This is a genomic window from Neorhizobium puerariae (assembly GCF_042429745.1).
In the GTDB taxonomy this organism is placed as follows: domain Bacteria; phylum Pseudomonadota; class Alphaproteobacteria; order Rhizobiales; family Rhizobiaceae; genus Neorhizobium; species Neorhizobium puerariae.
In genome coordinates this window covers 59,726-81,832 of sequence record NZ_JBHMAA010000013.1, presented here as the reverse complement: position 1 = coordinate 81,832, position 22,107 = coordinate 59,726, and the positions used below count along the sequence as shown (strand labels likewise).

General features: G+C 65.2%; 20 protein-coding genes. 19 read left to right on the top strand and 1 reads right to left on the bottom strand.

The features are described from left to right. The first annotated feature begins 11 nt into the window (after positions 1 to 11). A complete protein-coding gene (locus ACFFP0_RS11220) occupies positions 12 to 944 on the top strand; it encodes a LysR family transcriptional regulator (protein WP_377260405.1) in 933 nt (310 codons plus the stop codon). A 50-nt stretch (positions 945 to 994) separates the two neighbouring features. Here the strand turns inward: ACFFP0_RS11220 and ACFFP0_RS11215 are convergent, their stop codons facing one another. Further along, the gene (locus ACFFP0_RS11215; RefSeq protein WP_377260403.1) at positions 995 to 2,422 is read right to left on the bottom strand and encodes an amidase; all 1,428 of its coding nucleotides are present in this window, start codon (positions 2,420 to 2,422) and stop codon (positions 995 to 997) included. A 152-nt stretch (positions 2,423 to 2,574) separates the two neighbouring features. Between ACFFP0_RS11215 and ACFFP0_RS11210 the strand changes: the two genes are divergently transcribed. The 18 genes from ACFFP0_RS11210 to ACFFP0_RS11125 all read left to right on the top strand — a co-directional run bounded on the left by ACFFP0_RS11210 (position 2,575) and on the right by ACFFP0_RS11125 (position 22,102). Next, the gene (locus ACFFP0_RS11210; RefSeq protein WP_377260401.1) at positions 2,575 to 3,660 is read left to right on the top strand and encodes a LacI family DNA-binding transcriptional regulator; all 1,086 of its coding nucleotides are present in this window, start codon (positions 2,575 to 2,577) and stop codon (positions 3,658 to 3,660) included. After that, positions 3,657 to 4,679, top strand: a complete 1,023-nt coding sequence (locus ACFFP0_RS11205; RefSeq protein ID WP_377260399.1) for an ABC transporter substrate-binding protein — start codon at positions 3,657 to 3,659, stop codon at positions 4,677 to 4,679. The genes ACFFP0_RS11210 and ACFFP0_RS11205 overlap by 4 nt, the downstream gene beginning before the upstream one ends. A 220-nt stretch (positions 4,680 to 4,899) precedes the next feature. Beyond that, positions 4,900 to 5,742, top strand: a complete 843-nt coding sequence (locus ACFFP0_RS11200) for an ABC transporter permease (protein WP_377260397.1) — start codon at positions 4,900 to 4,902, stop codon at positions 5,740 to 5,742. Then, positions 5,739 to 6,521, top strand: a complete 783-nt coding sequence (locus ACFFP0_RS11195) for an ABC transporter permease (protein ID WP_377260395.1) — start codon at positions 5,739 to 5,741, stop codon at positions 6,519 to 6,521. Before ACFFP0_RS11200 ends, ACFFP0_RS11195 begins: the two co-directional genes overlap by 4 nt. Further along, a complete protein-coding gene (locus tag ACFFP0_RS11190; protein ID WP_377260393.1) occupies positions 6,514 to 7,539 on the top strand; it encodes an ABC transporter ATP-binding protein in 1,026 nt (341 codons plus the stop codon). The genes ACFFP0_RS11195 and ACFFP0_RS11190 overlap by 8 nt, the downstream gene beginning before the upstream one ends. Before the next feature lie 12 nt (positions 7,540 to 7,551). Continuing rightward, on the top strand, positions 7,552 to 8,475 hold the full coding sequence (locus ACFFP0_RS11185) for a nucleoside hydrolase (protein WP_377260391.1): 924 nt from the start codon (positions 7,552 to 7,554) through the stop codon (positions 8,473 to 8,475). Beyond that, positions 8,472 to 10,259, top strand: a complete 1,788-nt coding sequence (locus ACFFP0_RS11180) for an adenine deaminase (protein WP_377260388.1) — start codon at positions 8,472 to 8,474, stop codon at positions 10,257 to 10,259. Before ACFFP0_RS11185 ends, ACFFP0_RS11180 begins: the two co-directional genes overlap by 4 nt. A gap of 8 nt (positions 10,260 to 10,267) precedes the next feature. Further along, positions 10,268 to 10,945, top strand: a complete 678-nt coding sequence (locus tag ACFFP0_RS11175; protein WP_377260386.1) for a phosphoribosyltransferase — start codon at positions 10,268 to 10,270, stop codon at positions 10,943 to 10,945. A 91-nt stretch (positions 10,946 to 11,036) separates the two neighbouring features. Further along, the gene (locus tag ACFFP0_RS11170) at positions 11,037 to 12,086 is read left to right on the top strand and encodes a dipeptidase (protein ID WP_377260384.1); all 1,050 of its coding nucleotides are present in this window, start codon (positions 11,037 to 11,039) and stop codon (positions 12,084 to 12,086) included. A 44-nt stretch (positions 12,087 to 12,130) separates the two neighbouring features. Continuing rightward, positions 12,131 to 13,774, top strand: coding sequence for an ABC transporter substrate-binding protein (locus ACFFP0_RS11165; RefSeq protein ID WP_377260382.1), 1,644 nt, complete (start codon positions 12,131 to 12,133; stop codon positions 13,772 to 13,774). Between the two features lie 18 nt (positions 13,775 to 13,792). Further along, the gene (locus ACFFP0_RS11160) at positions 13,793 to 14,860 is read left to right on the top strand and encodes an ABC transporter permease (protein WP_377260380.1); all 1,068 of its coding nucleotides are present in this window, start codon (positions 13,793 to 13,795) and stop codon (positions 14,858 to 14,860) included. After that, positions 14,857 to 15,789, top strand: a complete 933-nt coding sequence (locus ACFFP0_RS11155; RefSeq protein ID WP_377260378.1) for an ABC transporter permease — start codon at positions 14,857 to 14,859, stop codon at positions 15,787 to 15,789. Before ACFFP0_RS11160 ends, ACFFP0_RS11155 begins: the two co-directional genes overlap by 4 nt. Next, positions 15,786 to 16,637, top strand: coding sequence for an ABC transporter ATP-binding protein (locus ACFFP0_RS11150; protein WP_377260376.1), 852 nt, complete (start codon positions 15,786 to 15,788; stop codon positions 16,635 to 16,637). The genes ACFFP0_RS11155 and ACFFP0_RS11150 overlap by 4 nt, the downstream gene beginning before the upstream one ends. After that, positions 16,634 to 17,383 carry an ABC transporter ATP-binding protein gene (locus ACFFP0_RS11145; RefSeq protein WP_377260374.1) on the top strand — a complete coding sequence of 250 codons (750 nt, stop codon included), beginning with the start codon at positions 16,634 to 16,636 and terminating at the stop codon, positions 17,381 to 17,383. The genes ACFFP0_RS11150 and ACFFP0_RS11145 overlap by 4 nt, the downstream gene beginning before the upstream one ends. A gap of 73 nt (positions 17,384 to 17,456) precedes the next feature. Beyond that, the gene (locus ACFFP0_RS11140; protein ID WP_377260372.1) at positions 17,457 to 18,386 is read left to right on the top strand and encodes a LysR substrate-binding domain-containing protein; all 930 of its coding nucleotides are present in this window, start codon (positions 17,457 to 17,459) and stop codon (positions 18,384 to 18,386) included. Positions 18,387 to 18,564: 178 nt separating this feature from the next. Next, positions 18,565 to 20,061, top strand: a complete 1,497-nt coding sequence (locus ACFFP0_RS11135; protein ID WP_377260370.1) for an ABC transporter substrate-binding protein — start codon at positions 18,565 to 18,567, stop codon at positions 20,059 to 20,061. A 275-nt stretch (positions 20,062 to 20,336) separates the two neighbouring features. Further along, on the top strand, positions 20,337 to 21,287 hold the full coding sequence (locus tag ACFFP0_RS11130) for an ABC transporter permease (protein ID WP_377260691.1): 951 nt from the start codon (positions 20,337 to 20,339) through the stop codon (positions 21,285 to 21,287). Beyond that, positions 21,284 to 22,102, top strand: a complete 819-nt coding sequence (locus ACFFP0_RS11125; protein WP_377260368.1) for an ABC transporter permease — start codon at positions 21,284 to 21,286, stop codon at positions 22,100 to 22,102. The genes ACFFP0_RS11130 and ACFFP0_RS11125 overlap by 4 nt, the downstream gene beginning before the upstream one ends. The last annotated feature ends 5 nt before the right edge of the window (positions 22,103 to 22,107 follow it).

Below are 22,107 nucleotides of genomic sequence, written 5' to 3'. Positions count from 1 at the left end.
AGTAATAATCCATGGTCAGCCTGTCGCGAAAACTGCTTCCCTCCACATCCGCCCTCGCAGCCTTCGATTCCGTCGCAAGGCTCGGCAGCTTTTCGGCGGCGGCCGAAGAGCTGTCGCTCACGCAGGGCGCGATCAGCCGGCAGGTTTCCGGGCTGGAGGAACAGCTCGGCATCCTGCTTTTCGATCGTACGAGCCGCGGCGTCGTCCTCACCGCCATGGGCGCGGAATACGCCAGGGCGGTCGCCAGCGCGCTGGCGCAGATTCGGTCCGCCTCGCTGCAGGTCATGACCAAACGGCATAACGACCAGTTGAACCTTGCGATCCTGCCGACCTTCGGCACCCGCTGGCTGATGCCGCGCATTCCGCAATTCGTCGCCCGGCATCCGGAAATCACCCTCAATTTCGCGACCCGCATCGGCGTCTTCGATTTCGACCGCGAGGGCATCGACATGGCGATCCATGTCGGGCCCGTGGGTGAAAGGGGGCCGAACTGGCCAGGCGCCGAATGCACCTTCCTGATGGAGGAGATGGTGGCGCCGGTCGCCTCGCCCGCCTTCCTCGAATCACATCCGATCGAGAAGGGCGAAGACCTTCTGCGCCTGCCGCTCCTGCACATGGCGTCGCGGCCCGGCGCCTGGAGCCAGTGGTTTGAAAGCCTCGGCGTGGCGGGCGCGCCTTCGCAGGGCATGCGTTTCGAGCAGTTCGGCAGCGTGGCGCAGGCCTGCATCGCAGGGCTCGGCGTCGCGCTGATGCCGCTTTTCCTGATCGATTCGGAGCTTGCGGGCGGCCAGCTCGTGGAGGCTTTCCCGCATCAGGTGAGAAGTCCCAGCGCCTATTACGCCGTGGCGCCGATCAGCAAGACGGGCTTCCGGCCGGTCGTCGCATTCCGGGCGTGGCTGCTGGAAGAGGTCGGCCGGTACAGGGAAGAGGTGGTGGGGTGGTGAGGCATACTCCCTTCTCCCCCCGCAAGCGGGGGGAGAAGGGTGTCCCATCGTTAAAGCCTCGGCCTGCGTCCCAGCCAATCCGTCTTCGCCTCGTAAGCCAGCGCCAGCTCCAGCACCGCCCTGTCAGCCCGCGGCCGGCCGATGATCTGGATGCCGTTCGGCAGGCCTCCGTCGTTGAAGCCGGCGGGCATGGCGGCGACGGGCAGGCCGGCCATCGAGGGGCCGATCACCACTTCCATCCAGCGATGATAGGTATCCATCGCGCGGCCGCCGACCTCTTTCGGCCAATGGGTGGCGGCATCGAAGGGGAAGACCTGGGCGGACGGCAGGATCAGGTAGTCGTAGCGCTCGAACAGTGTCAGCAGGCATTGATACCAGGCGCTGCGGCGCCTGGAGGCGCAATGCACCTCGCGGGCCGTCATGTCGAGGCCGCGCTCGATCTCCCAGATGATCTCCGGCTTGATCAGGGCCCGCTTCGCCGGGTCGTCATAGGTGTCGCGCATGTTGCTGGCGGTCAGCCAGCTTCTCAGCGTCGTCCAGGAACGCCAGACATCCGCCATGTCGAATTGCGCCGCGACGTCGTCCACCGTGCAGCCGAGCTGTTCGAAAACGGGGAGGGCGGCGCGGCAAAGCTCCAGAACGCCGGGCTCGAAGGGGAGATAACCGTCGAAATCCCCCAGCCAGGCAATGCGCGCGCCGGAAAAATCGCGGCCTTCCCGCAGCGTCAGGTCCTCGGCCGGCAGCGAATGCGGATCGCGCGGATCGTAGCCGGCCTGGGTGGCGAGCAGGGCCGCCACATCGCGCACCGTGCGGCCCATCGGTCCCAGCACGGAAAGCTGGCCCATGAAGAGTTCGAGCTTCAGCGAAACCGGAATGCGGCCGTAGCTCGGGCGGAACCCGACCACATTGTTGAAGGCGGCGGGGTTGCGCAGCGATCCCATCATGTCGCCGCCGTCGGCGATGGGCAGGAGATGGGCCGCGAGCGCCGCCGCCGCACCGCCGCTGGAGCCGCCGGCGGTCCTCGAAAGATCGTAGGGGTTCCTCGTGGTGCCATGCACCGGGTTGTAGCTCTGCGAGCCGAAGCCCTGTTCCGGCGTGTTGGTCTTGCCGATGACGAGCGCGCCGGCCTTGCGGATGCGCTCCACCATGACCTCGTCCTTGTCCGGCACGAAGTCGGCGAAGAGCGGCGAGCCATAGGTGCAGGGGATGCCCTTCGCCTCGCAGAGGTCCTTGATGGCGATCGGCATTCCATGCATCCAGCCGCGGGATCGGCCGGATGCGAGTTCCACGTCGCATTCGCCCGCTTCGGCAAGCAGGGCTTCCGTGTCCCGCAGGCTGACGATCGCGTTGATCGCCGGATTGAGCTTCCCGATCCGCGCCAGACAGGCCTTCATGACGCCGACGCAGGATAGTCGTCCGTCGTGGATTGCTTCGGAGAGTTCCGTGGCGGAAAGTCCAGTGATTTCCTCGTCCTGCATGTGGCGTCTCCCGGTCGCAGGCTGTGGATTTCCACCGGGCGGGAGTGTGAAGTCAAGGCGGATATGGGGATATATGTCGGTGGGCGGCGACAAAGTGCTCGACAAAGCGTTTTGATCAAAGTATTTGCTTAAACGATTAATCAGAGACAAAAATGGCAATCACCCGCACCGGACCGAATATGAACGTCATTGCAGCCGCCCTCGGGGTGTCGGCTGCAACCGTGTCCAACGCGCTTTCCGGCAAGGGGCGCGTGTCGCCGGAACTGATCGAGAGAATCCGCGCCAAGGCGGCGGAAATCGGTTATGTGCCGAGCCTCGCGGCACGGGCGCTGCGCACCGGACGCACGGGAGTTCTCGGCCTGGTCCTGCCGGATATCGCCAACCCGCTCTTCCCGCAGATCGCCCAGGCGATCGAGAATGCCGCCTCGGCCGCCGGTTACGGTGTGCTGATCGCCGACTCCCGCGGCGACGTCGCCATGCAGACGGAGGCCATCAACCGGCTTATCGAGCGTGGCGTCGACGGCATGGTCGTCGTTCCCCGGCGCGGTACGCGGATTGCGGATGTCGGCTGTCCGGTCGCTGTCATCGACACGCCCTCCACGCCGGGCAACACGGTTGCCGCCGATCATTGGGACGGCGGCGCGCAGATGGGCCGGCACCTGGCCGCGCTCGGCCACCGCAGGGTCGTGCTGATCGGCACCAGCAGTTCCTCCAACGTGCAGAACGACCGCATCGGCGGGCTGAAGGCCGGCCTCGGCCCCGAAGCGGAATGCGAGACGTTGTGGATCGAGAAGGTCGAAGCGGTCGGGGGCAAGGGTTGCTCGCTCGGCCTTGCGGAAAACGCCCGGGCAGGCTTCACGGCCTTTGCCGCGGTTTCCGACCTGTCGGCGCTGAGGGCGCTCACCGAATTGCAGCGCGCCGGCATCCGCGTGCCGGAAATGGTCAGCGTCACCGGTTTCGACGATCTCGTCTGGTCGCCGGTGGTCACCCCGGCGCTGACGACGATGCGGATGGACATGGCCATGATCGCCGATCTCGCGATCGCCGCGCTCATCCGCGTCATTGAGCCTGAAGGCGAGGCCGAAGAGGCCGCGGCTGGCAAGGTCGCGTCGGAGACGGACCGGGTGCCGATGCAGCTCGTCGTCCGGCAGTCGACCGGTGCCCCGCATTCCGGCGGCGCTCTCAATTTGCATGCCCCCACGTCAAACAAGCCGACAGCAGGAGAACTCAAATCATGAAAAAGGTCATTCTCGCATCGGGCACCGCCCTGATGCTCACCATGGGTGCGGCGCAGGCCCAGGAAAAGACGCTGACGATTTCCGTCTACGCGCTGGCGCAGGACGAATACAAGCAGATCGTCTACGAACCCTTCGAGAAGATCTGCGGCTGCAAGCTCGTCGTCGAGACCGGCAACAGCGTCGAGCGCATTGCCAAGATGGAGGCCAACAAGGCCAATCCCGTGGTCGACATGGCCGTCGTTTCCATGGCGGACGCGCTGTCGGCCTCCCGCGCCGGCCTGATCGATAAGGTCGACACGTCGAAGCTTTCCAGCTTCAACAAGCTCTATGACGTGGCGAAGGACCCGAACGGCGACGGCATGAGCGTCGGCTACACCTTCTACGCCACCTCGATCGCCTATCGTTCCGACAAGATGAAGATCGAATCCTGGACCGATCTCCTGAAGCCGGAATATGCAAGCCACATCGCCTGGCCGAACGTCACCACCAATCAGGGTCCGCCGGCGCTCTACATGCTGGGCCAGGCGCTCGGCAAGGACACGCCGGATCTGAAGGCGGCGATCGAGGCCGTGGGCGAAAAGAAGGACGAGATCGTCACCTTCTATGAGAAGTCCTCGCAGCTCGTGCAGCTCATGAAGCAGGAGGAAATCTGGGCAGCGCCGATCGGCCGCTTCACCTGGGCTCCCTTCACCAAGCTCGGACTGCCGGTCGCCTGGGCCATGCCGAAGGAAGGCCAGACGGGCGGCATGAACGTCATGATCGTCACCAAGGGTTCGAAGAACCGCGATCTCGCGCTGCAGTTCATGGACTTCTGGCTCTCCACCGAAATCCAGACCAAGCTTGCCGAAAAGCTGGTCGACAGCCCGGCCAACAAGGAGGTCAAGCTTCCCGAGGAGATCGCCAATAACCTCACCTATGGCGAGGAAACGGCGAAAAGCCTCAAGCTCATCCCGTCCGCAACGGCACTGGACCAGCGTGCCGGCTGGATCAAGAGCTGGAACGAGAAGGTCGGCCAGTAAGGGTTTGGCGCGTCGCGTTCCATCGTCATCCTCGGGCTTGTCCCGAGGATATGCAGTGCTTTCGGCATATTCTTCGTCACGTATTTTTCGGCTTAGATCCTCGGGCTTGTCCCGAGGATGACGACGCAGAACCCGGCGAGGATGTGCCCGAAGCAAAGCGGGCGGCAACATAGATAAGCCAGTTCCTTTCGAGGGCAGGTCGTTCAGGAGATCACCACCAATGTTTCAGAACAGGGCCGAAGCGCTTGCACTTGCGTTGCCCGCCGCGCTCTTCGCCGCGGCGGTCTTCCTCGCGCCGGTGGTGATCCTGCTTTCGGACGGCTTCCGCAATCCCGCCGGCGGCTGGACGGTCTCGGCCTATACCGGCTTCTTTTCCGATTCGCTGAACCGGACCGTCTTCCTGCGGACGCTGAAGCTCGGCGCCATCGTGACGCTGGTCTCGGCCGTGATCGGTTATGCGGCGGCGTTCGCGATCGTCGGGCTGGCGCCCGCGACGAAGGGGCGCGTGACCGGGCTCGTCGTGCTGCCGCTGATGATCTCGCCGGTCGCCAGAACCTATGCCTGGATCGTCATCCTCGGCCGCACCGGCATCGTCAACGAGGCGTTCCAGGCGATCGGGCTCACGACTGCGCCGCTGCGCATCCTCTTTTCCGAAACGGCGATCTTCATCGGCCTGCTGCAGCTCTTCCTGCCGCTGATGATCATCTCGCTGATCTCGGCGCTCGAAAACATGCCGAAGGATGCCGTTGCCGCCGCCCGCGTGCTCGGCGCCAACTGGTTCCAGGTGTTCTGGAAGGTCATCCTGCCGCTCACCAAGGAAGGCCTCGTCATCGGCGGCACGCTGGTCTTCACCGGCTGCCTCACCGCCTATATCACGCCCGCCATCCTTGGCGGCTCGAAGGTGCTGATGCTGGAAACGCTGATGTACCAGCAGGTCTCGGTGTCCAGCAATTTCGTCTCGGCGAGCGTCATCGCCTTCATCCTGATCGCCATGAGCTTTGCCGCGAACATCCTCCTGAAGCGCGTCGCCACCGCACGCAACAAGCAGAGGAGCACGCAGTGAGCGCCCGCAGCCTTTTCATCCCCTTCACGCTTTTCCTGGTGATCGCCTTCCTGATCGGGCCGTTCCTGATCATCGTCGCGGCCTCCTTCTCGGCCGGCGAGACGCTGGCCTTCCCGCCGCAGGGCTTTTCGCTGCGCTGGATCGCCAAGGTCTTCACGGTGGAAAGCTTCCGCGCCTCGTTCGGCATGTCGATGTTCCTGGCGATCGGCGGCACGGCGGCGGCGCTGGTGCTCGGCATCCCGGCTTCCTACGCGCTTTCCCGCTACAGGCTGCCGGGCGCGGAATTCGTCCGCACCGTGGTTTCCGCGCCGATCATCGTGCCGGGCATCATCGTCGGCCTTGCGCTTCTGCGCTATATCGTCGTGCCTTTCCAGGTCGGCATCACGCTGGCGCTTTTCATGGCGCATACGGCGCTCGTGCTGCCCTATGCGGTGCGCGTCGTCTCCGCGAGCCTCGACAACCTGCGCTCAGACATCGAGGAGGCGGCCGTGCTGCTCGGCTCGTCGCGGCCCGGCGCCTTCTTCCGGGTGGTGATGCCGAACATCCGCGGCGGCATCCTCTCCGCCTTCATCCTCGGCTTCGTCACCAGCTTCAACCAGGTGCCGGTGTCGCTGTTCCTCTCCGGGCCGGGTGTCAGGACGCTGCCGATCGACATGATCGCCTATATGGAGATCGTCTTCGATCCTTCGGTCGCGGCACTTTCCTCGCTGCTCGCCTTCCTGTCCATCGGCATCGTCTTTGCCGCCGAACGTTTCCTCGGATTCTCCCGCTATGTCTGATGCGCCTTACCTCTCGCTCGAAAAGCTGACGCTCGCCTATGGCGACACAATCGCCGTCGCGAACCTCGATCTCGGCATCCGCAGGGGCGAGCTCATCGCGCTGCTCGGCCCGTCCGGCTGCGGCAAGACGACGACCATGCGGGCGATCGCCGGCCTCCTGCCGGTGAAAGGCGGCCATGTGCGCCTCGACGGCGTCGACATCACCCGCGTGTCGGCCAACCGGCGCGCCGTCGGTCTGGTCTTCCAGTCCTATGCGCTCTTCCCGCATCTTTCCGTTTATGAAAACGTCGCGTTCGGGCTGAAGCTCAAGGGCATGCGGGGCGCCGAACTCGATGCCAAGGTGCAGGGCGGCCTGAAATCCGTCGGCCTTTCGAATTTTGCGAACCGCAAGCCGGCCGAACTGTCCGGGGGGCAGCAGCAGCGCGTCGCGCTTGCGCGGTCCATGGTCATGGAGCCGAAGGTATTGCTGCTTGACGAACCGCTTTCCAACCTCGACGCTCGTCTGCGGCTTGAGATGCGCACCGAACTGCAGCGCGTCCAGAAGGAGACCGGCGTCACGATGATCTTCGTCACCCACGACCAGGCGGAAGCTTTGGCGCTCGCAGACCGGATCGTCGTGATGAAGGGCGGAGCGATCGAGCAGATCGGCTCGCCCGAAGACATCTACAGCCGCCCGGTTTCCTCTTTCGTCGCCGATTTCGTCGGTTTCGAGAACATCTTCCCGCTCGAACAGGGAAAACTCAGGACGAGCGGCGGGCTCATCGATCTTTCAGGCGCGGCCCCATCAGCGGCGGGGCTGGCCTGGCGGCCGCGTATGGTGACCCTGGGAACAGGTCCTTTCCAGGGCACCGTGCGCGGTACATCCTTTGCCGGCGACAGCCGCGAATACCTGCTCGACACGCCTTTAGGCCCGATCAAGGCGGAAGTGGAGGCGAGCCAGCCGGCGCATGCGCTGGGCAGCGCCCTTTCCTTCGACCTGCCGGCCGAAAAGGCTGCGTCGCTTGCGCGGTTTGCCTGAGGCGCTGCGGAGATGGCTATCTGGATCGATACCGACATGGGCTTCGACGATATCGCCGCGATCATGGTCGCGGCGCATGCGGGCCTTCAGGTCGACGGCGTCTCGCTGGTTTTCGGCAATGCGCCGCTTGAGCAGGTCCGGCGCAATGCCGCCGGCGCGGCGTCCGCCTTCGTCTGGCCGTTTCCCGTGCATGCGGGGCGGTCGGCGCCGGTTCTCGGCCGGCTGGAGACGGCGACCGGCATCCTCGGCAATGCGGGCATGCCGACGCCCGGCCTCAGCCTTCCCGATGCCGCGGATATCTTCCAGGACGACGCTTTCCAGGCGCTTTGCGCCTGGCTGGAAAAAAGCGAAGGCGAACGGCGCATCCTGGCGCTCGGACCGCTGACCAATATTGCGGCGGTCGCGCTCGCCCGGCCGGACCTTGCGGCCAGGATCACCGACCTGACCTGGATGGGCGGCGGGGTGACAACCGGCAACCACACGGCCTCCGCCGAGTTCAATGCCTTTGCCGATCCGGAAGCGCTGGCGATCGTGCTCGCCCACAAGATCCCGTTCCGGATGGTCGATCTCGACCTCTGCCGCAAGGTTCTCTGCGGACCGGAGGACATCGTGCCGATCCGGGCCGCCGGGGGGCGCAACGCCGGGCTGGTCGCCGACCTGCTTGCAGGCTTCGTCGCGATCGCCACCAGCCGCGGCCGGCCGGCCATGGCGCTCTACGATGCCGTGGCCGCGGTCGCCTTCGCCTATCCCGATCATGTGACCTGGCGCGAGGCGCGTATCGACGCGGAGCTCGCGGGCACGGTGACGCGCGGCCGCACCGTGGTCGAGACCCGGACCGGGCGGGCAGAGTTCAACGCGGCCTACGGCATCGAGATCGATGCCGAAAAGGCCAGGACCATCATTCTCGAAACATTGCGGGCAGAGGCAAGCTGGTGAAGAGCATCATCGCAACCGTACAGGAATTCACAGAGCCGGGATTGCGCGACCGGGTCGTCACCGCGGCGCGAGGCGCCGCACCGTTCGACATCCTGATAGCCGGGGGCACCCTGGTGGACACGGTGACGGGCGAATTGCGCCCCGCCGATATCGGCATCGTCGGGCCGGTGATCGCCAGCGTCCACGAGGCGGGCAGCCGTTCGGACGCGGCCGAGATCATCGACGCCGCGGGCGCCTTCATCTCGCCCGGCCTGATCGACACCCATATGCATATCGAAAGTTCGATGGTGACGCCGGCGACCTATGCGGGCGCGGTCTTGCCGCGCGGCGTCACGACAATCGTCTGGGACCCGCATGAATTCGGCAACGTGCACGGGACCGAGGGCGTCGCCTGGGCGCTCGAGGCGGTCAGGCCGCTGCCGTTGCGCGCGGTCGTGCTGGCTCCGTCCTGCGTGCCTTCCGCACCGGGCCTCGAAGTGGCCGGCGCCGATTTCGATGTCTCCGCCATCGAGGAAATGCTTTTCTGGCCGAAGATCGGCGGACTTGCCGAGGTCATGAACATGCGCGGCGTGATAGACCGCGAGCCGCGCATCAGCGCCATCGTCCAGGCCGCGCTCGTTTCCGAGAAGCTCGTCTGCGGCCATGCGCGCGGCCTGACGGGGCCTGATCTTGCCGCCTTCATGGCCGCCGGCGTGACGTCGGATCACGAACTCGTCTCCGGGGCCGATCTCATCGCCAAGCTGCGCGCCGGCCTGACGATCGAGCTGCGCGGCTCCCACGACCACCTGCTGCCGGAGTTCGTCGAAGCGCTCGATACGCTCGGCCACCTGCCGCAGACCGTGACGCTCTGCACCGACGATGTCTTCCCCGACGATCTCGTCGATGGCGGCGGGCTCGACGATGTGGTGCGCCGGCTGGTCCGCTACGGGATGAAGCCGGAATGGGCGCTGCAGGCGGCGACGCTGAACGCGTCCGTGCGGATCGGCCGCGCCGATCTCGGCCTGATCGCCGCCGGCCGCCGTGCCGATATCGTCATTTTCGACGATCTCAAGGATTTTCGCGCGCGACAGGTCATCGCCAGCGGCACGACGGTTGCCCGCGATGGCCGGATGGCGGTCGAGCTGCATCCGACCGACCCGTCCCTGTTGCAGGATTCGGTCAAGCTCAAGCCGCTGCGGGCAGAGGATTTCAAGCTTTCCGCGACGGCCAGGAAGGTCAGGCTCGCGACGATCGATCGCCCGCGTTTCACGAGCTGGGGGCAGATGGATGCGGATGTCGCCGATGGTTATGTGGTACCCCCGGAGGGAACGACCCTGATTGCGGTCACCCACCGCCACGGCCGCGCCGACAACCGCACCCGTCTTGGGTTCCTGACGAGCTGGGGCAGGTGGAAGGGGGCGTTTGCCACCACGCTTGCCCATGACAGCCACAACCTCACCGTCTTCGGCTCCGATCCGACCGACATGGCCGCGGCCGCCAATGCGGTCATCGAGGCCGGCGGCGGCATGGCGGTGGCGACCGGCGGCAAGGTGGACGTGCTCCTGCCGCTGCCGCTTTCCGGTCTCGTCTCCGACGCGCCGATGACCGAGGTGGCCGAAGGTTTCCGCAATATCCGCGCGGCCATGGACCGCATGGCCGACTGGCAGCCGCCCTATCTCGTCTTCAAGGCCTGTTTCGGCGCGACGCTCGCCTGCAATCCCGGCCCGCACCAGACGGACCGCGGCATTGCGGACGTGGGCACCGGCAGGTTATTGGAAACTCCGATTCTCGAGGTGCTCGAATAGGGAAGACCATGCAGCCGCATGATTTCTGGCAGGCCGTCCATCCGCCCGGAAGCTTCGACCGGGCGGGGCCGTTTTCCGGCTTCTTTCCCGCGATGCTGGACGACGGCGGCCAGATCAAGCTGCCCATACGGCCGCTGGCCGATGGCGAGCATGCGCTTGCGTCGCTGATCATCAACCAGGCGAGCTTCGACGTTCAGGATGCGCTTGCCGCCGATCTTGCGCCGAAACTCGCGGCGTATCGCCCGGAAGTCATCGTCGGCCTGCCGACGCTCGGCCTGACGCTCGCCGCCGCAGTTGCCCGCTCGCTCGGCTTCACCCGTTACGTGCCGCTCGGAACCTCCAGGAAGTTCTGGTACGACGAAGGGCTTTCGGTGCCGCTCTCGTCCATCACCACGCCCGAACAGCAGAAGCGGCTCTATGTCGATCCGCGCATGCTGCCGCTGATCGAGGGCAAGCGCGTGGCGCTGGTGGACGACGTCATCTCCAGCGGCGCCTCGATCGTTTCCGGCCTCTCGCTGATGGCCTCGCTCGGCATCGAGCCGGTGGTGATCGGCGCGGCGATGCTGCAGTCGGAACGCTGGCATGGCAGGCTCGACGCTTCCGGCCCGCAATGGCGGGAGCGGGTTGCCGGGGTTTTCCGCACCCCGATGCTGAAGAAGGCGGGCGAGGGTAGCTGGATCGCCTGAGGCGATTTGTGCCTTGCGAAACCCTATCGGGCGAATAGGATCGCTCCATCAACTCACCTCGGGACCCCTCACAGCATTTGGGAATAGCTTCATGGAACTGGTGTTCGACGGCCACAACGACGTGCTTCTGCGGCTCTGGCGGAACATGAAGGCGGGTGGCGATCCGATCGCTGAATTCATGAAAGGCACGTCGAGCGGCCATATAGACGGCCCGCGCGCCAAGGCCGGCGGCCTCGCGGGCGGACTTTGCGCCATTTATATCCCGTCGGGGGACCTCGTGCTCAAGGAGCCCGACGCCAACGGCCACTATGTCACGCCGCTTTCCGCTCCGCTCGATCATCTCCCGTCGCTGACAATCGCGCTGGAGAAGGCCGCGATCGCGCTGCGCCTCGACCGCGCCGGCGCCTGGCGGCTGTGCCGTTCCACGGCAGAAATCCGCAAGGCGATGCATGACGGCATCTTCGCGGCCGTCATGCATATGGAAGGCAGCGAGGCGATCGATGCTGATCTCGACAATCTGGAGGTCTTCCATGCCGCCGGGCTGCGCTCGCTGGGTCCGGTCTGGAGCCGGCACAACATTTTCGGCCACGGCGTGCCGTTCGCGTTTCCCATGTCGCCGGATACCGGCCCCGGCCTCACCGATCTCGGCTTCGAGCTCGTCCGTGCCTGCAACAGGCTCGGCATCCTGATCGATCTCTCGCATATCACCGAGAAGGGTTTCTGGGATGTCGCGAAGACATCCGACCAGCCGCTGATCGCCAGCCACTCGAATGCCCACGCCCTGACGCCGGTCGCGCGCAACCTGACCGACAGGCAGATGGACGCAATCCGCGAGAGCGGCGGCCTTGTCGGCCTCAACTATGCCGTGACCATGCTGCGCGACGACGGCCGGGACAATGTCTCGACTCCGCTGTCGGACATGATCCGCCACGTCGACTACATGGTGAAGCGGATGGGCATCGACCACGTAGCGCTCGGTTCGGATTTCGACGGAGCCTCGATTCCCGAAGAGATTCAGGATGCTGCGGGAAACCAGAATCTGGTTGCGGCGCTCAGGGGAGCGGGCTACGCTGATGCGGAACTGACAAAACTTTGCCGGGAAAACTGGCTCAGGGTTTTGGGGAAGGCCTGGCACGAATAGGCGTTCTCCAGAAATCCAAGAACGAAATGCAGGGGAAAACGATCATGATCCATTCACTCAACAAGCGCTTGCGCGTGCTTTCCACCGGTGCGGCCCTTTCGCTGCTGCTGCTCACCGCGCCGCACGCCTTTGCCGTCACGCCGGCCGACACGCTGGTCGAAGGCTTCGCCATCGACGACATCATCACGCTCGATCCGGGCGAGGCCTTCGAGCTTTCGACGGCGGAGGTGACCGCGAACAGCTACAGCAAGCTGGTGGCGCTCGATCCGAACGACACGTCGAAGGTCGTGGGCGAACTCGCCGAAAGCTGGACCGTTTCCGACGACGGCCTGACCTATACGTTCAAGCTCAAGCCGGGCCTGAAGTTCGCCTCCGGAAACGCGATCACGGCCGAGGACGTGGCTTTCTCGTTCGAGCGCGCCGTCAAGCTCGACAAGTCGCCGGCCTTCCTGCTCACCCAGTTCGGCCTGACGGGCGCCAACATCACCGAAAAGGCGAAGGCCGCCGATGCGGGCACCTTCGTGTTCACCGTCGACAAGCCCTACGCGCCGAGCTTCGTGCTGAACGTGCTGACGGCGACCGTCGCCTCGGTGGTCGACAAGAAGGTCGTGACGGAACATGCCAAGAAGGTCACCCCGAGCGGCGACTACAAATACGATACCGATTTCGGCAACGAATGGCTGAAGACCGGATATGCGGGCTCCGGGCCTTACAAGGTTCTGACATGGCGCGCCAACGAAGCCGTCATCATGGAAGCCAATCCGAACTTCTTCGGCGAGAAGCCCAGGCTGAAGCGGGTCATCTACCGCCACATGAAGGAAAGCTCCGGCCAGCGCCTTGCGCTGGAGAACGGCGATATCGACATTGCCCGCAACCTGGAGCCGGGCGATCTGGACGCGGTCGCCAAGAAGCCCGGCATGGCGCTCACCTCCGCGCCGAAAGGCACGATCTACTACTTCAGCCTCAACCAGAAGAACCCGAACCTCGCCAAGCCCGAGGTCGCCGAGGCGATGAAGTACCTTGTCGACTACGACGCGATCGGGGCGACCCTGATCAAGGGCATCGGCGAGATCCACCAGACCTTCCTGCCGAAGGGGCAGCTCGGCGCGATCGAGGACAAGCCCTACAAGCTCGACGTCGCCAAGGCCAAGGAACTGCTCGCCAAGGCGGGCCTGCCGAACGGTTTCACCGTCACCATGGACGTGCGCAACAACCAGCCGGTCACGGGCATTGCCGAAAGCGTCCAGCAGACGCTGGCGCAGGCCGGCATCAAGCTCGAAATCATTCCCGGCGACGGCAAGCAGACGCTGACCAAGTTCCGCGCCCGCACGCACGACATCTATATCGGCCAGTGGGGCTCGGACTATTTCGATCCGAACTCGAATGCCGAGACCTTCACGATCAACCCGGACAATTCGGACGAAGGCAAGAACAAGACGCTCGCCTGGCGCAACGCCTGGGACGTGCCGAAGGAGCTGAGCGACGCGGCCAAGGGCGCGCTTCTGGAGAAGGACAGCGCCAAGCGCGCCGCGATCTATCAGGACCTGCAGAAGAAGGTTCTCGCCCGGAGCCCGTTCGTGATCGTCTTCCAGCAGACGGAGGTCGCCGGCTATTCGGCGAAGCTCAAGAACTTCAAGCTCGGCCCGAGCTTCGATACGAACTTCGTTTATACGATCTCCAAGGAATAAGCGGTAGGGACCGGTTCCTTGACCCTCACCGATCAGACCATCGCGACACGGCGCAGCAGGCGCCGTGCCTCGTCGTTCGTGAAGGCCGTGCTGCGCTTCGTGGTAACGGCCGTCACCACCTTTTTCGGGCTTATCGCCGTCACCTTCTTCATCGGCCGCGTGGTGCCCATCGATCCGGCGCTTGCGATCGTGGGGGACCGTGCGCCGGCGCATGTCGTGGAGCGCGTTCGCGAGGAACTCGGCCTCAACCGGCCGCTCTACGAGCAGTTCTATATCTATGTGAAACAGGCGCTGTCCGGCGATTTCGGCATCTCGGTGCTGACCACGAACCCGGTCATGGCCGATATCGCCCGCGTCTTCCCGGCGACGATCGAGCTTGCGACCGTCGGCACCCTCATCGGCGCGCTTCTCGGCGTGCCGCTCGGGGTGCTGGCGGCGGTCAAGCGGGGTAGCTTCGCCGACCAGATCGTCCGCGTGATCGGCCTTATCGGCTATTCGGTGCCGATCTTCTGGCTCGGACTGCTGTCGCTGGTGCTGTTCTACGCCCGGCTTAAATGGGTCGCCTATCCGGGCCGCATCGACATCGTCTACGAATACACCTTCACGCCGGTCACCGGCTTCTTCCTGCTCGATGCCGCCTGGCAGGGCCATTGGGACGTCTTCCAGGATGTGTTCCGCCACGTCATCCTTCCGGCGGCGCTGCTCGGCTATTTCTCGCTTGCCTATATCAGCCGCATGACGCGCTCCTTCATGCTGAGCGAGCTTTCCCAGGAATATATCGTGGCGGCCCGCGCCAAGGGCCTTTCGGAGACCCGCATCATCTGGTTCCATGCGCTGAGAAACGCCGCCGTGCCGCTGGTGACGGTGATCGCGCTTTCCTATGCGAACCTGCTGGAAGGCTCGGTCCTGACCGAGACCATCTTCTCCTGGCCGGGGCTTGGCCTCTACATCACCAACTCGCTGCAGAATGCCGACATGAACGCGGTGCTCGGCGGCACGCTGGTGATCGGCGCGGTCTTCGTCGGCATCAACATCTTCTCCGATCTCCTCTATCGGACCCTCGATCCGAGGACGCGCAGCCGATGAGCACGACCGATACCCCCCTCAAGCCCTACAGCCGCGAATGGCTGCTTTCCGACCGGCCGGCCTCGCGCGGGCAGGCGCGTCTCGGCCGCGCCTATGTGATCTGGCGGCGGTTTTCCGAAAACCGCCTGGCGCTGATCGGCCTCGGCATCCTGATCCTGCTGCTCGTCATCGCCGCGCTTGCGGACGTGCTGGCGCCCTACAACCCGGTCCGGGGGGACCTGCGCAACGCCCGCCTTCTGCCGCCGGGAACGGCAGGCTACCTGCTCGGAACCGACGATCAGGGCCGCGACATTCTCTCGCGCCTCATCCACGGGTCGCGGCTGACGCTTCTCGTCGTCGTGTTGGTCGCGATCATCGCCGCGCCGATCGGCCTCGTCGTCGGCACGGTCTCCGGTTATGCCGGCGGCTGGGTGGATGCGGTCCTGATGCGCATCACCGATATCTTCCTGGCCTTCCCGAAACTCGTCCTCGCCCTGGCGCTGGTCGCCGCGCTCGGCCCCGGCATCGAGAACGCCATCCTCGCCATCGCCGTGACCTCCTGGCCTCCCTATGCGCGCATCGCCCGCGCCGAAACCATGACCTTCCGCAATTCGGAATTCATCTCGGCGGTGAGGCTGATGGGCGCCTCGCCGCTGCGCATCATCCTGCGGCACGTCATGCCGCTCTGCATGTCGTCGCTCATCGTGCGCGTCACGCTCGACATGGCCGGCATCATCCTGACGGCCGCGGGCCTCGGTTTCCTCGGCCTCGGAGCGCAGCCGCCGCTGCCGGAATGGGGCGCGATGATCGCATCCGGGCGCCGCTTCATCCTCGATCAATGGTGGGTCGCCGCCATGCCGGGCGCCGCGATCCTGATCGTCAGCCTCGGCTTCAACCTTCTCGGCGACGGGTTGCGCGATGCTCTCGACCCCAAGGAGGCCGGCCAATGACGATGGCGACTTCCGGGGCTCCGCTCCTCACCGTCGAGGACCTGCGCGTCACCTTCCCGACGCGGACGGGAGACGTGCAGGCGGTGCGCGGCGTCTCCTTCACGCTCGGCCGCGAGCGGCTCGGCATCGTCGGGGAATCCGGTTCCGGCAAGTCGCAGACCGGCCGCGCCATCATGGGCCTCACGCCCGGCCATGCGGCGATCACGGCGAAAAGGCTCGCCTTCGGCGACCGCGACCTGCTTGCCCTGTCCAGGACGGAGCGCCGGGAGCTGAGGGGCAAGCGGATCGCCATGATCCTGCAGGACCCGAAATATTCGCTGAACCCGGTCATGACCATCGGCCGGCAGATCGTCGAAACGCTGAAGACCCACGAGCGGATTTCCGCGCCGGAGGCGAGGGGCAGGGCGCTCGCGATGCTGGAGGCGGTGCAGATCCGCGACTCCGAACGTGTCTTCGACCTTTATCCGCACGAGGTTTCCGGCGGAATGGGCCAGCGGGCGATGATCGCCATGATGCTGGTCTGCGGCCCGGAACTGCTAATCGCCGACGAGCCGACTTCGGCGCTCGACGTCACCGTGCAGCTCGACGTGCTGGCCATTCTCGACAAGCTGGTGGCCGAGCGGGGCATGGGGCTGATCTTCATCAGCCATGACCTCCGGCTGGTCTCGTCCTTCTGCGACCGCGTCATCGTGATGTATGCCGGCAGGATCGTCGAGGAACTGCCGTCGGCCGACCTCGCCCACGCCCGGCACCCCTATACGCGCGGGCTCCTGAACTGCCTGCCGACCATCGGCACCGACCGGCACCCGCTGCCGGTCCTCGACCGCAAGCCGGAGTGGGCGCTATGACCTCGGCCGTTTCGATCCGCGACATGGTCGTCACCTATGATGGCTTTGCGGCGCTCAACCATGTCAGCCTCGATGTCGGAGCCGGCGAATCCTTCGGCATCGTCGGCGAATCAGGCTCCGGCAAGTCCACGCTCCTGCGCGTCGTCTCGGGGCTCGCCTCGTTCGAACGGGGGAGCCTCGCCGTCAACGGCCGCCCTTATTCCAGCAGCCGGCGGGACAAGGAATTCTACCGCACCGTCCAGATGGTGTTCCAGGACCCGTACGGCTCGCTGCATCCGCGCCAGACGGTCGACCGCCTGCTTCTCGAACCGCTTCTCATCAATGGATTCGACAATATCGAGGCCCGCATCACCCGCGCGCTGGACGAGGTGGGCCTGGGCTCCGGTTTCCGGTTCCGCTATTCGCACCAGCTTTCCGGCGGGCAGCGGCAGCGCGTGGCGATCGCCCGGGCGCTGATCCTGGAGCCGAAGATCCTGCTTCTCGACGAGCCGACCTCGGCGCTCGATGCCTCCATCCAGGCGGAAATCCTGAACCTGCTCGAACAGGCCCGGCGGGACCGCGACCTCACCTTCGTCATGGTCAGCCACGATCTCGGCGTCATCAGCCACATGTGCGAGCGGCTTGCGGTGATGAAGCAAGGCGAAGTGGTGGAGACGGTGCCTGCGAAAGCTCTGGAAAAACGCGAGTTTTCCGCCGATTATACGCGCCGGTTGCTCGTTGCCAGCGAGGGGTTCCGCCGGAACTGACGCACCTTTTGTTTTTGCGCATGCCGTTCCTCCGAAACAGGTTGCGGCGACATGCTTTGACGATGAGTTTCGCATGCAGCTTCGCGCGCTTATGTATTTCGATGAACTCGTGCGGACGAATTCCATGCGGGCGGCGGCCGAGAATCTCAATGTCGCCGCGACCGCGGTTTCCCGGCAGATCGAGAATCTCGAGCACTATTTCGGCACGCCGCTCGTCGAGCGCAGCAACCGCGGCATCAAGCTGACGGCGGCAGGCGAGCTGCTGGCTGCGCGAGCCGGGCGCACATTGCGCGAGCTCGAACATGTCCACCAGCTCATCGACGACCTGCAGGGCCTGCAGCGGGGCAGGGTGGTGATCTACGCGAACGGCGCAACCGTCGCGAACCTCATTGCGCCCGTGCTCGCCGAATTCAGCCTGCGTTATCCGAAGCTGCGGTTCGAGGTGGCGATCACCAGCGCCCGCGAGGCGGTGGAGGCATTGGCCGCGGCTGAAGCCGATCTCGTCGTGACGCTGTTCGCGCCCAGGATTTCCGGCGTGAAGGTGCGCCTGCGCTCCGAGATCACCTATGACGTGATCATGGCCGCCGACCATCCATCCGCCGGGGCGCGAGAACTGTCGCTGCGCGCGCTGGTGGAAATGCCGCTGGCGCTTCCCGACAAGAGCTTTGGCGCCCGCCAGGCCTTCGAGGAGATCTTTTCGAGGGAGGGGCTGGAGCTCGATCCGGTGTTCGTGACCGGTGCGCTGGAAATGCTGAAGGAACTCGTGCTGCGCAAGGCGGCGGTGACGCTCCTGCCGGCGCTTGCCGTCCAGCGCGAGATCGGTGCGGGCCAGCTCGTGGCCGTGCCGATCGCCGCCGGCAAGGCGGTGCGCACCCCGATAGACCTCTGTGTGGCGCCCGACCGCCAGCTCTCGTTTGCCGCCGGCAAGCTGGTCGATTTCATCGAGCGCTTCATGCGCGGCGCCGACAGCCGGAAGCCGGCACTTCCGAAAACGCGTGCCTGAATGCGGTTCGTGTAGCGTTTTCGGCTACACAGGGAACACAAAATTCTGCATTGTGTGTGCACCTGCGAAATGACACACTTTTGGCAATCGCGATCCTGCAGGTGCCGGTCAAGCTGGATCGCTGACCAAAAAAAGGGGATGATGGATGGGCAGGACGACGTTTTTGGGCTCCGCCACGATGTTGAAGAGTGCAGCCTTCGGCCTGGCGATGATCGCGGGCCTTTTGCTTCATGAAACGGATGCGCAGGCCGCGCCGAAGACCGCGATCACGGTCGGCATGGCGATCGAGCCGGCGGGGCTCGATCCGACGGTCGCCGCGCCCGTCGCCATCGGTCAGGTGACCTGGCAGAACATTTTCGAGGGGCTTACGACCATCGACAAGGCGGGCAAGGTGCAGCCGCAGCTTGCCGAAAGCTGGCAGATCTCGCCCGACGGGCTGACCTATACGTTCAAGCTCCGGCAGGGCGTCACGTTCCACAACGGCGTCGCCTTCGATTCCTCGGTGGCGAAATTCTCGATCGACCGCGCCCGCGGCGCCGATTCCGTCAATCCGCAGAAGCGCTATTTCGCCTCGATCGACACGATCGAGACGCCGGACGCATCGACACTGGTGCTCAGGCTCAAGCAGCCGGCCGGCAGCCTGCTCTACTGGCTCGGCTGGCCGTCCTCCAGCATCGTCGAGCCGAAATCGGCCGCCGACAACAAGACGACCCCGGTCGGCACCGGACCGTTCAGGTTCGTGAACTGGGCCAAGGGCTCCAAGGTCGATCTGGCGAAGAACCCGGACTACTGGAACAAGGGCGTTCCGGTGAAGCTCGATACCGCCGCGTTCCGCTTCATCAGCGACCCGCAGGCGCAGGCGGCGGCGTTGAAAGCCGGCGATGTCGACGCGTTTCCGGAATTCGGCGCGCCGGAGCTGATCAAGTCCTTCGAGGGGGACAAGCGGCTGACGACCGTCATCGGCAATACCGAACTCAAGGTGGTCGCCGGCATGAACAACACCCGCAAGCCTTTCAGCGACAGGCGGGTGCGCCAGGCGCTGATGATGGCGGTCGACCGCGCCACGGTGATCGAGGGCGCCTGGTCCGGCTTCGGTACGCCGATCGGCAGCCATTACACGCCGAACGACCGCGGCTACAGGGACCTGACCGGGGTCTACCCCTACGATGCTGGAAAGGCGAAGGCGCTGCTTGCCGAAGCGGGCTATCCGAACGGCTTCACCTTCACGATCAAGGCGCCGCAGATGGCCTATGCGCAGCGCACCTCGCAGGTATTGCAGGCGATGTTTGCGGAAATCGGCGTGACGATGAACATCGAGACGACCGAATTCCCGGCGAAGTGGGTGGCCGACGTCCTGAAGGCCGCCGACTACGACATGACCATCGTCGCCCATGCGGAGCCAATGGACATCGATATCTATGCCCGCGATCCCTATTACTTCAACTACAGGAACCCGGCCTTCAACGATCTCCTGAAGAAGGTCGAGGCGACTTCGGACCCCGCCGAACAGGAGAAGCTCTACGGCGAGGCGCAGACCATTCTCGCCGACGACGTGCCGGCGCTCTATCTCTTCGTCATGCCGAAGCTCGGCGTCTGGGACGGCAAGGTGAAGGGGCTCTGGGAAAACGAGCCTATCCCCTCGAACGTGCTGACGGACGTGCACTGGGAAGAGTGAAGCCAGGCGATGAATTGGAGCGGGGTGAATGCGGCAGCCTCCCTCTTCTTCCCGGCGGGGAGAAGGCGGTCCGAAGGACCGGGTGAGGAGGGCGAAGCCAAACAGGCGAGCGAAGAGCTTGCCGCATGGGCACCCCCTCATCGCCGCGCCGCGCCCGGCAGATGCCCGGCAGGGCGGAGGGGGACGGTTCCACAGACTCCTTACACGTCGAGCCCGCCGCGCCACTCTCCTCTGACATCTCCCCCGCAAGGGGGGAGAGTGGGAGCGTGCCGCTCATGATCTCCATCCTCATCCGCCGCATCGTCAGTCTCGTCATCACGCTGCTGGTCGTCTCGCTGCTGATCTTTGCGGTCATGGGCCTGTTGCCGGGTGATCCCGCGGCGATCATGCTCGGCACGTCGGCAAGCCCGGAAACGCTGGCCGCACTCCAGAAACAGCTCGGTCTCGACCAGCCTCTGCCGGTGCGCTATCTCGCCTGGCTCGCGGGCGTCTTCCGGGGTGATCTCGGGCAGTCCTATACCTATGGCGTGCCGGTCGCGGGCCTCATCGCCGAGCGGCTTGCCGTCACCCTGCCGCTGGCGCTGATGGCCATTGTCCTTTCGATTCTCATCGCCATTCCGCTCGGCGTGCAGGCTGCGCGAAAACATAACGGCATCTTCGATTTCGTCGCCGGGCTGTTTTCCTATATGAGCATCGCCGTGCCCGCCTTCTGGGTCGGGCTGCTGCTCATCATCGTGTTTTCGAGCATGCTCGGTTGGATGCCGGCCGGTGGTTTCCCCGGGTGGAATGCAGGGCTCGGCGCCGGGCTGCAGGCGCTGGTGATGCCGGCGATCGCCCTTGCGCTTCCGCAGGCAGGCGTCCTCACCCGCGTCGCGCGCTCGGCGGTGCTCGAAGTGATGAACGAGGATTTCGTCCGCACCGCCCGCGCCAAGGGCCTGAGCGACGGCGTCGCCATCTGGCGGCACGCGGTGCCGAATGCGGCTCTCCCGGTGGTCACGATGCTCGGCCTGCAGTTCACGTTCCTCATCGCCGGCGCGGTGCTGGTTGAAAACGTCTTCAATCTGCCGGGCCTTGGGCGGCTCGCCTACCAGGCCCTCTCCCAGCGCGATATCGTCGTCATGCAGGATGTCGTGCTGTTCTTCTCCGCGCTGGTCATCCTGATGAACTTCCTCGTCGACCTTGCCTACCTGCTGATCGACCCGCGTCTGAGGGCCGGCGCCCGATGACAAGAGCGTTGCGCCGTCCCGTCTTCGTCGCCGGTCTCGCGATCACCTCCGCGCTCTTCGCCGTGGCCCTTCTGTCGCTCGCCTGGACGCCGTTTCCGCCGGGCAGGATGAATATCGTCCAGAAGCTGAAGGCCCCGCTCGAATCCGGCCTGCTCGGCACCGACCAGTTCGGCCGCGATGTCGCTTCCATGCTGATGGTCGGCGCCTGGAATTCACTTTCGACCTCGATCCTCGCCGTGCTTCTCGGCGCAGGCGTCGGGACGGCGGTGGGCGTCGTCGTCGCGATGCGCCGCGGCCTCCTGGAGATCATCGTCATGCGCGGCTGCGACATCATCTTCGCGGTGCCGCCGATCCTGTCGGCCATGATGCTCGGGGCCTTCATCGGCTCCGGGCGGTTCACGGCGATCATCGCGATCGGCATTTTCATGGTGCCGGTGTTCGCCCGCCTCGCCGTCAGCGCCGCGCTGCAGATCTGGACGCGCGACTATGTGACGGCGGCGACCGGGATGGGAAGGCGGAAGGGGACGATCACGCTGGTGCATGTCTTGCCGAACATCTCCAACCAGATCATCGTACAGGTGACGATCCAGCTCGGACTGGCGATCCTCACCGAGGCGGGCCTTTCCTTCCTGGGGCTCGGCATGCCGCCCCCGGCGCCCACATGGGGCCGGATGCTGGCCGATTCCCAGACCTTCCTTGGCCAGGCGCCCTGGCTGGCCCTGATGCCGGGGCTTGCGATCGCGCTCGCCGTGCTCGGCCTCAACATGCTCGGCGACGGGCTTCGCGACCTTCTCGATCCGCGCGACAATTCCTGATTTTT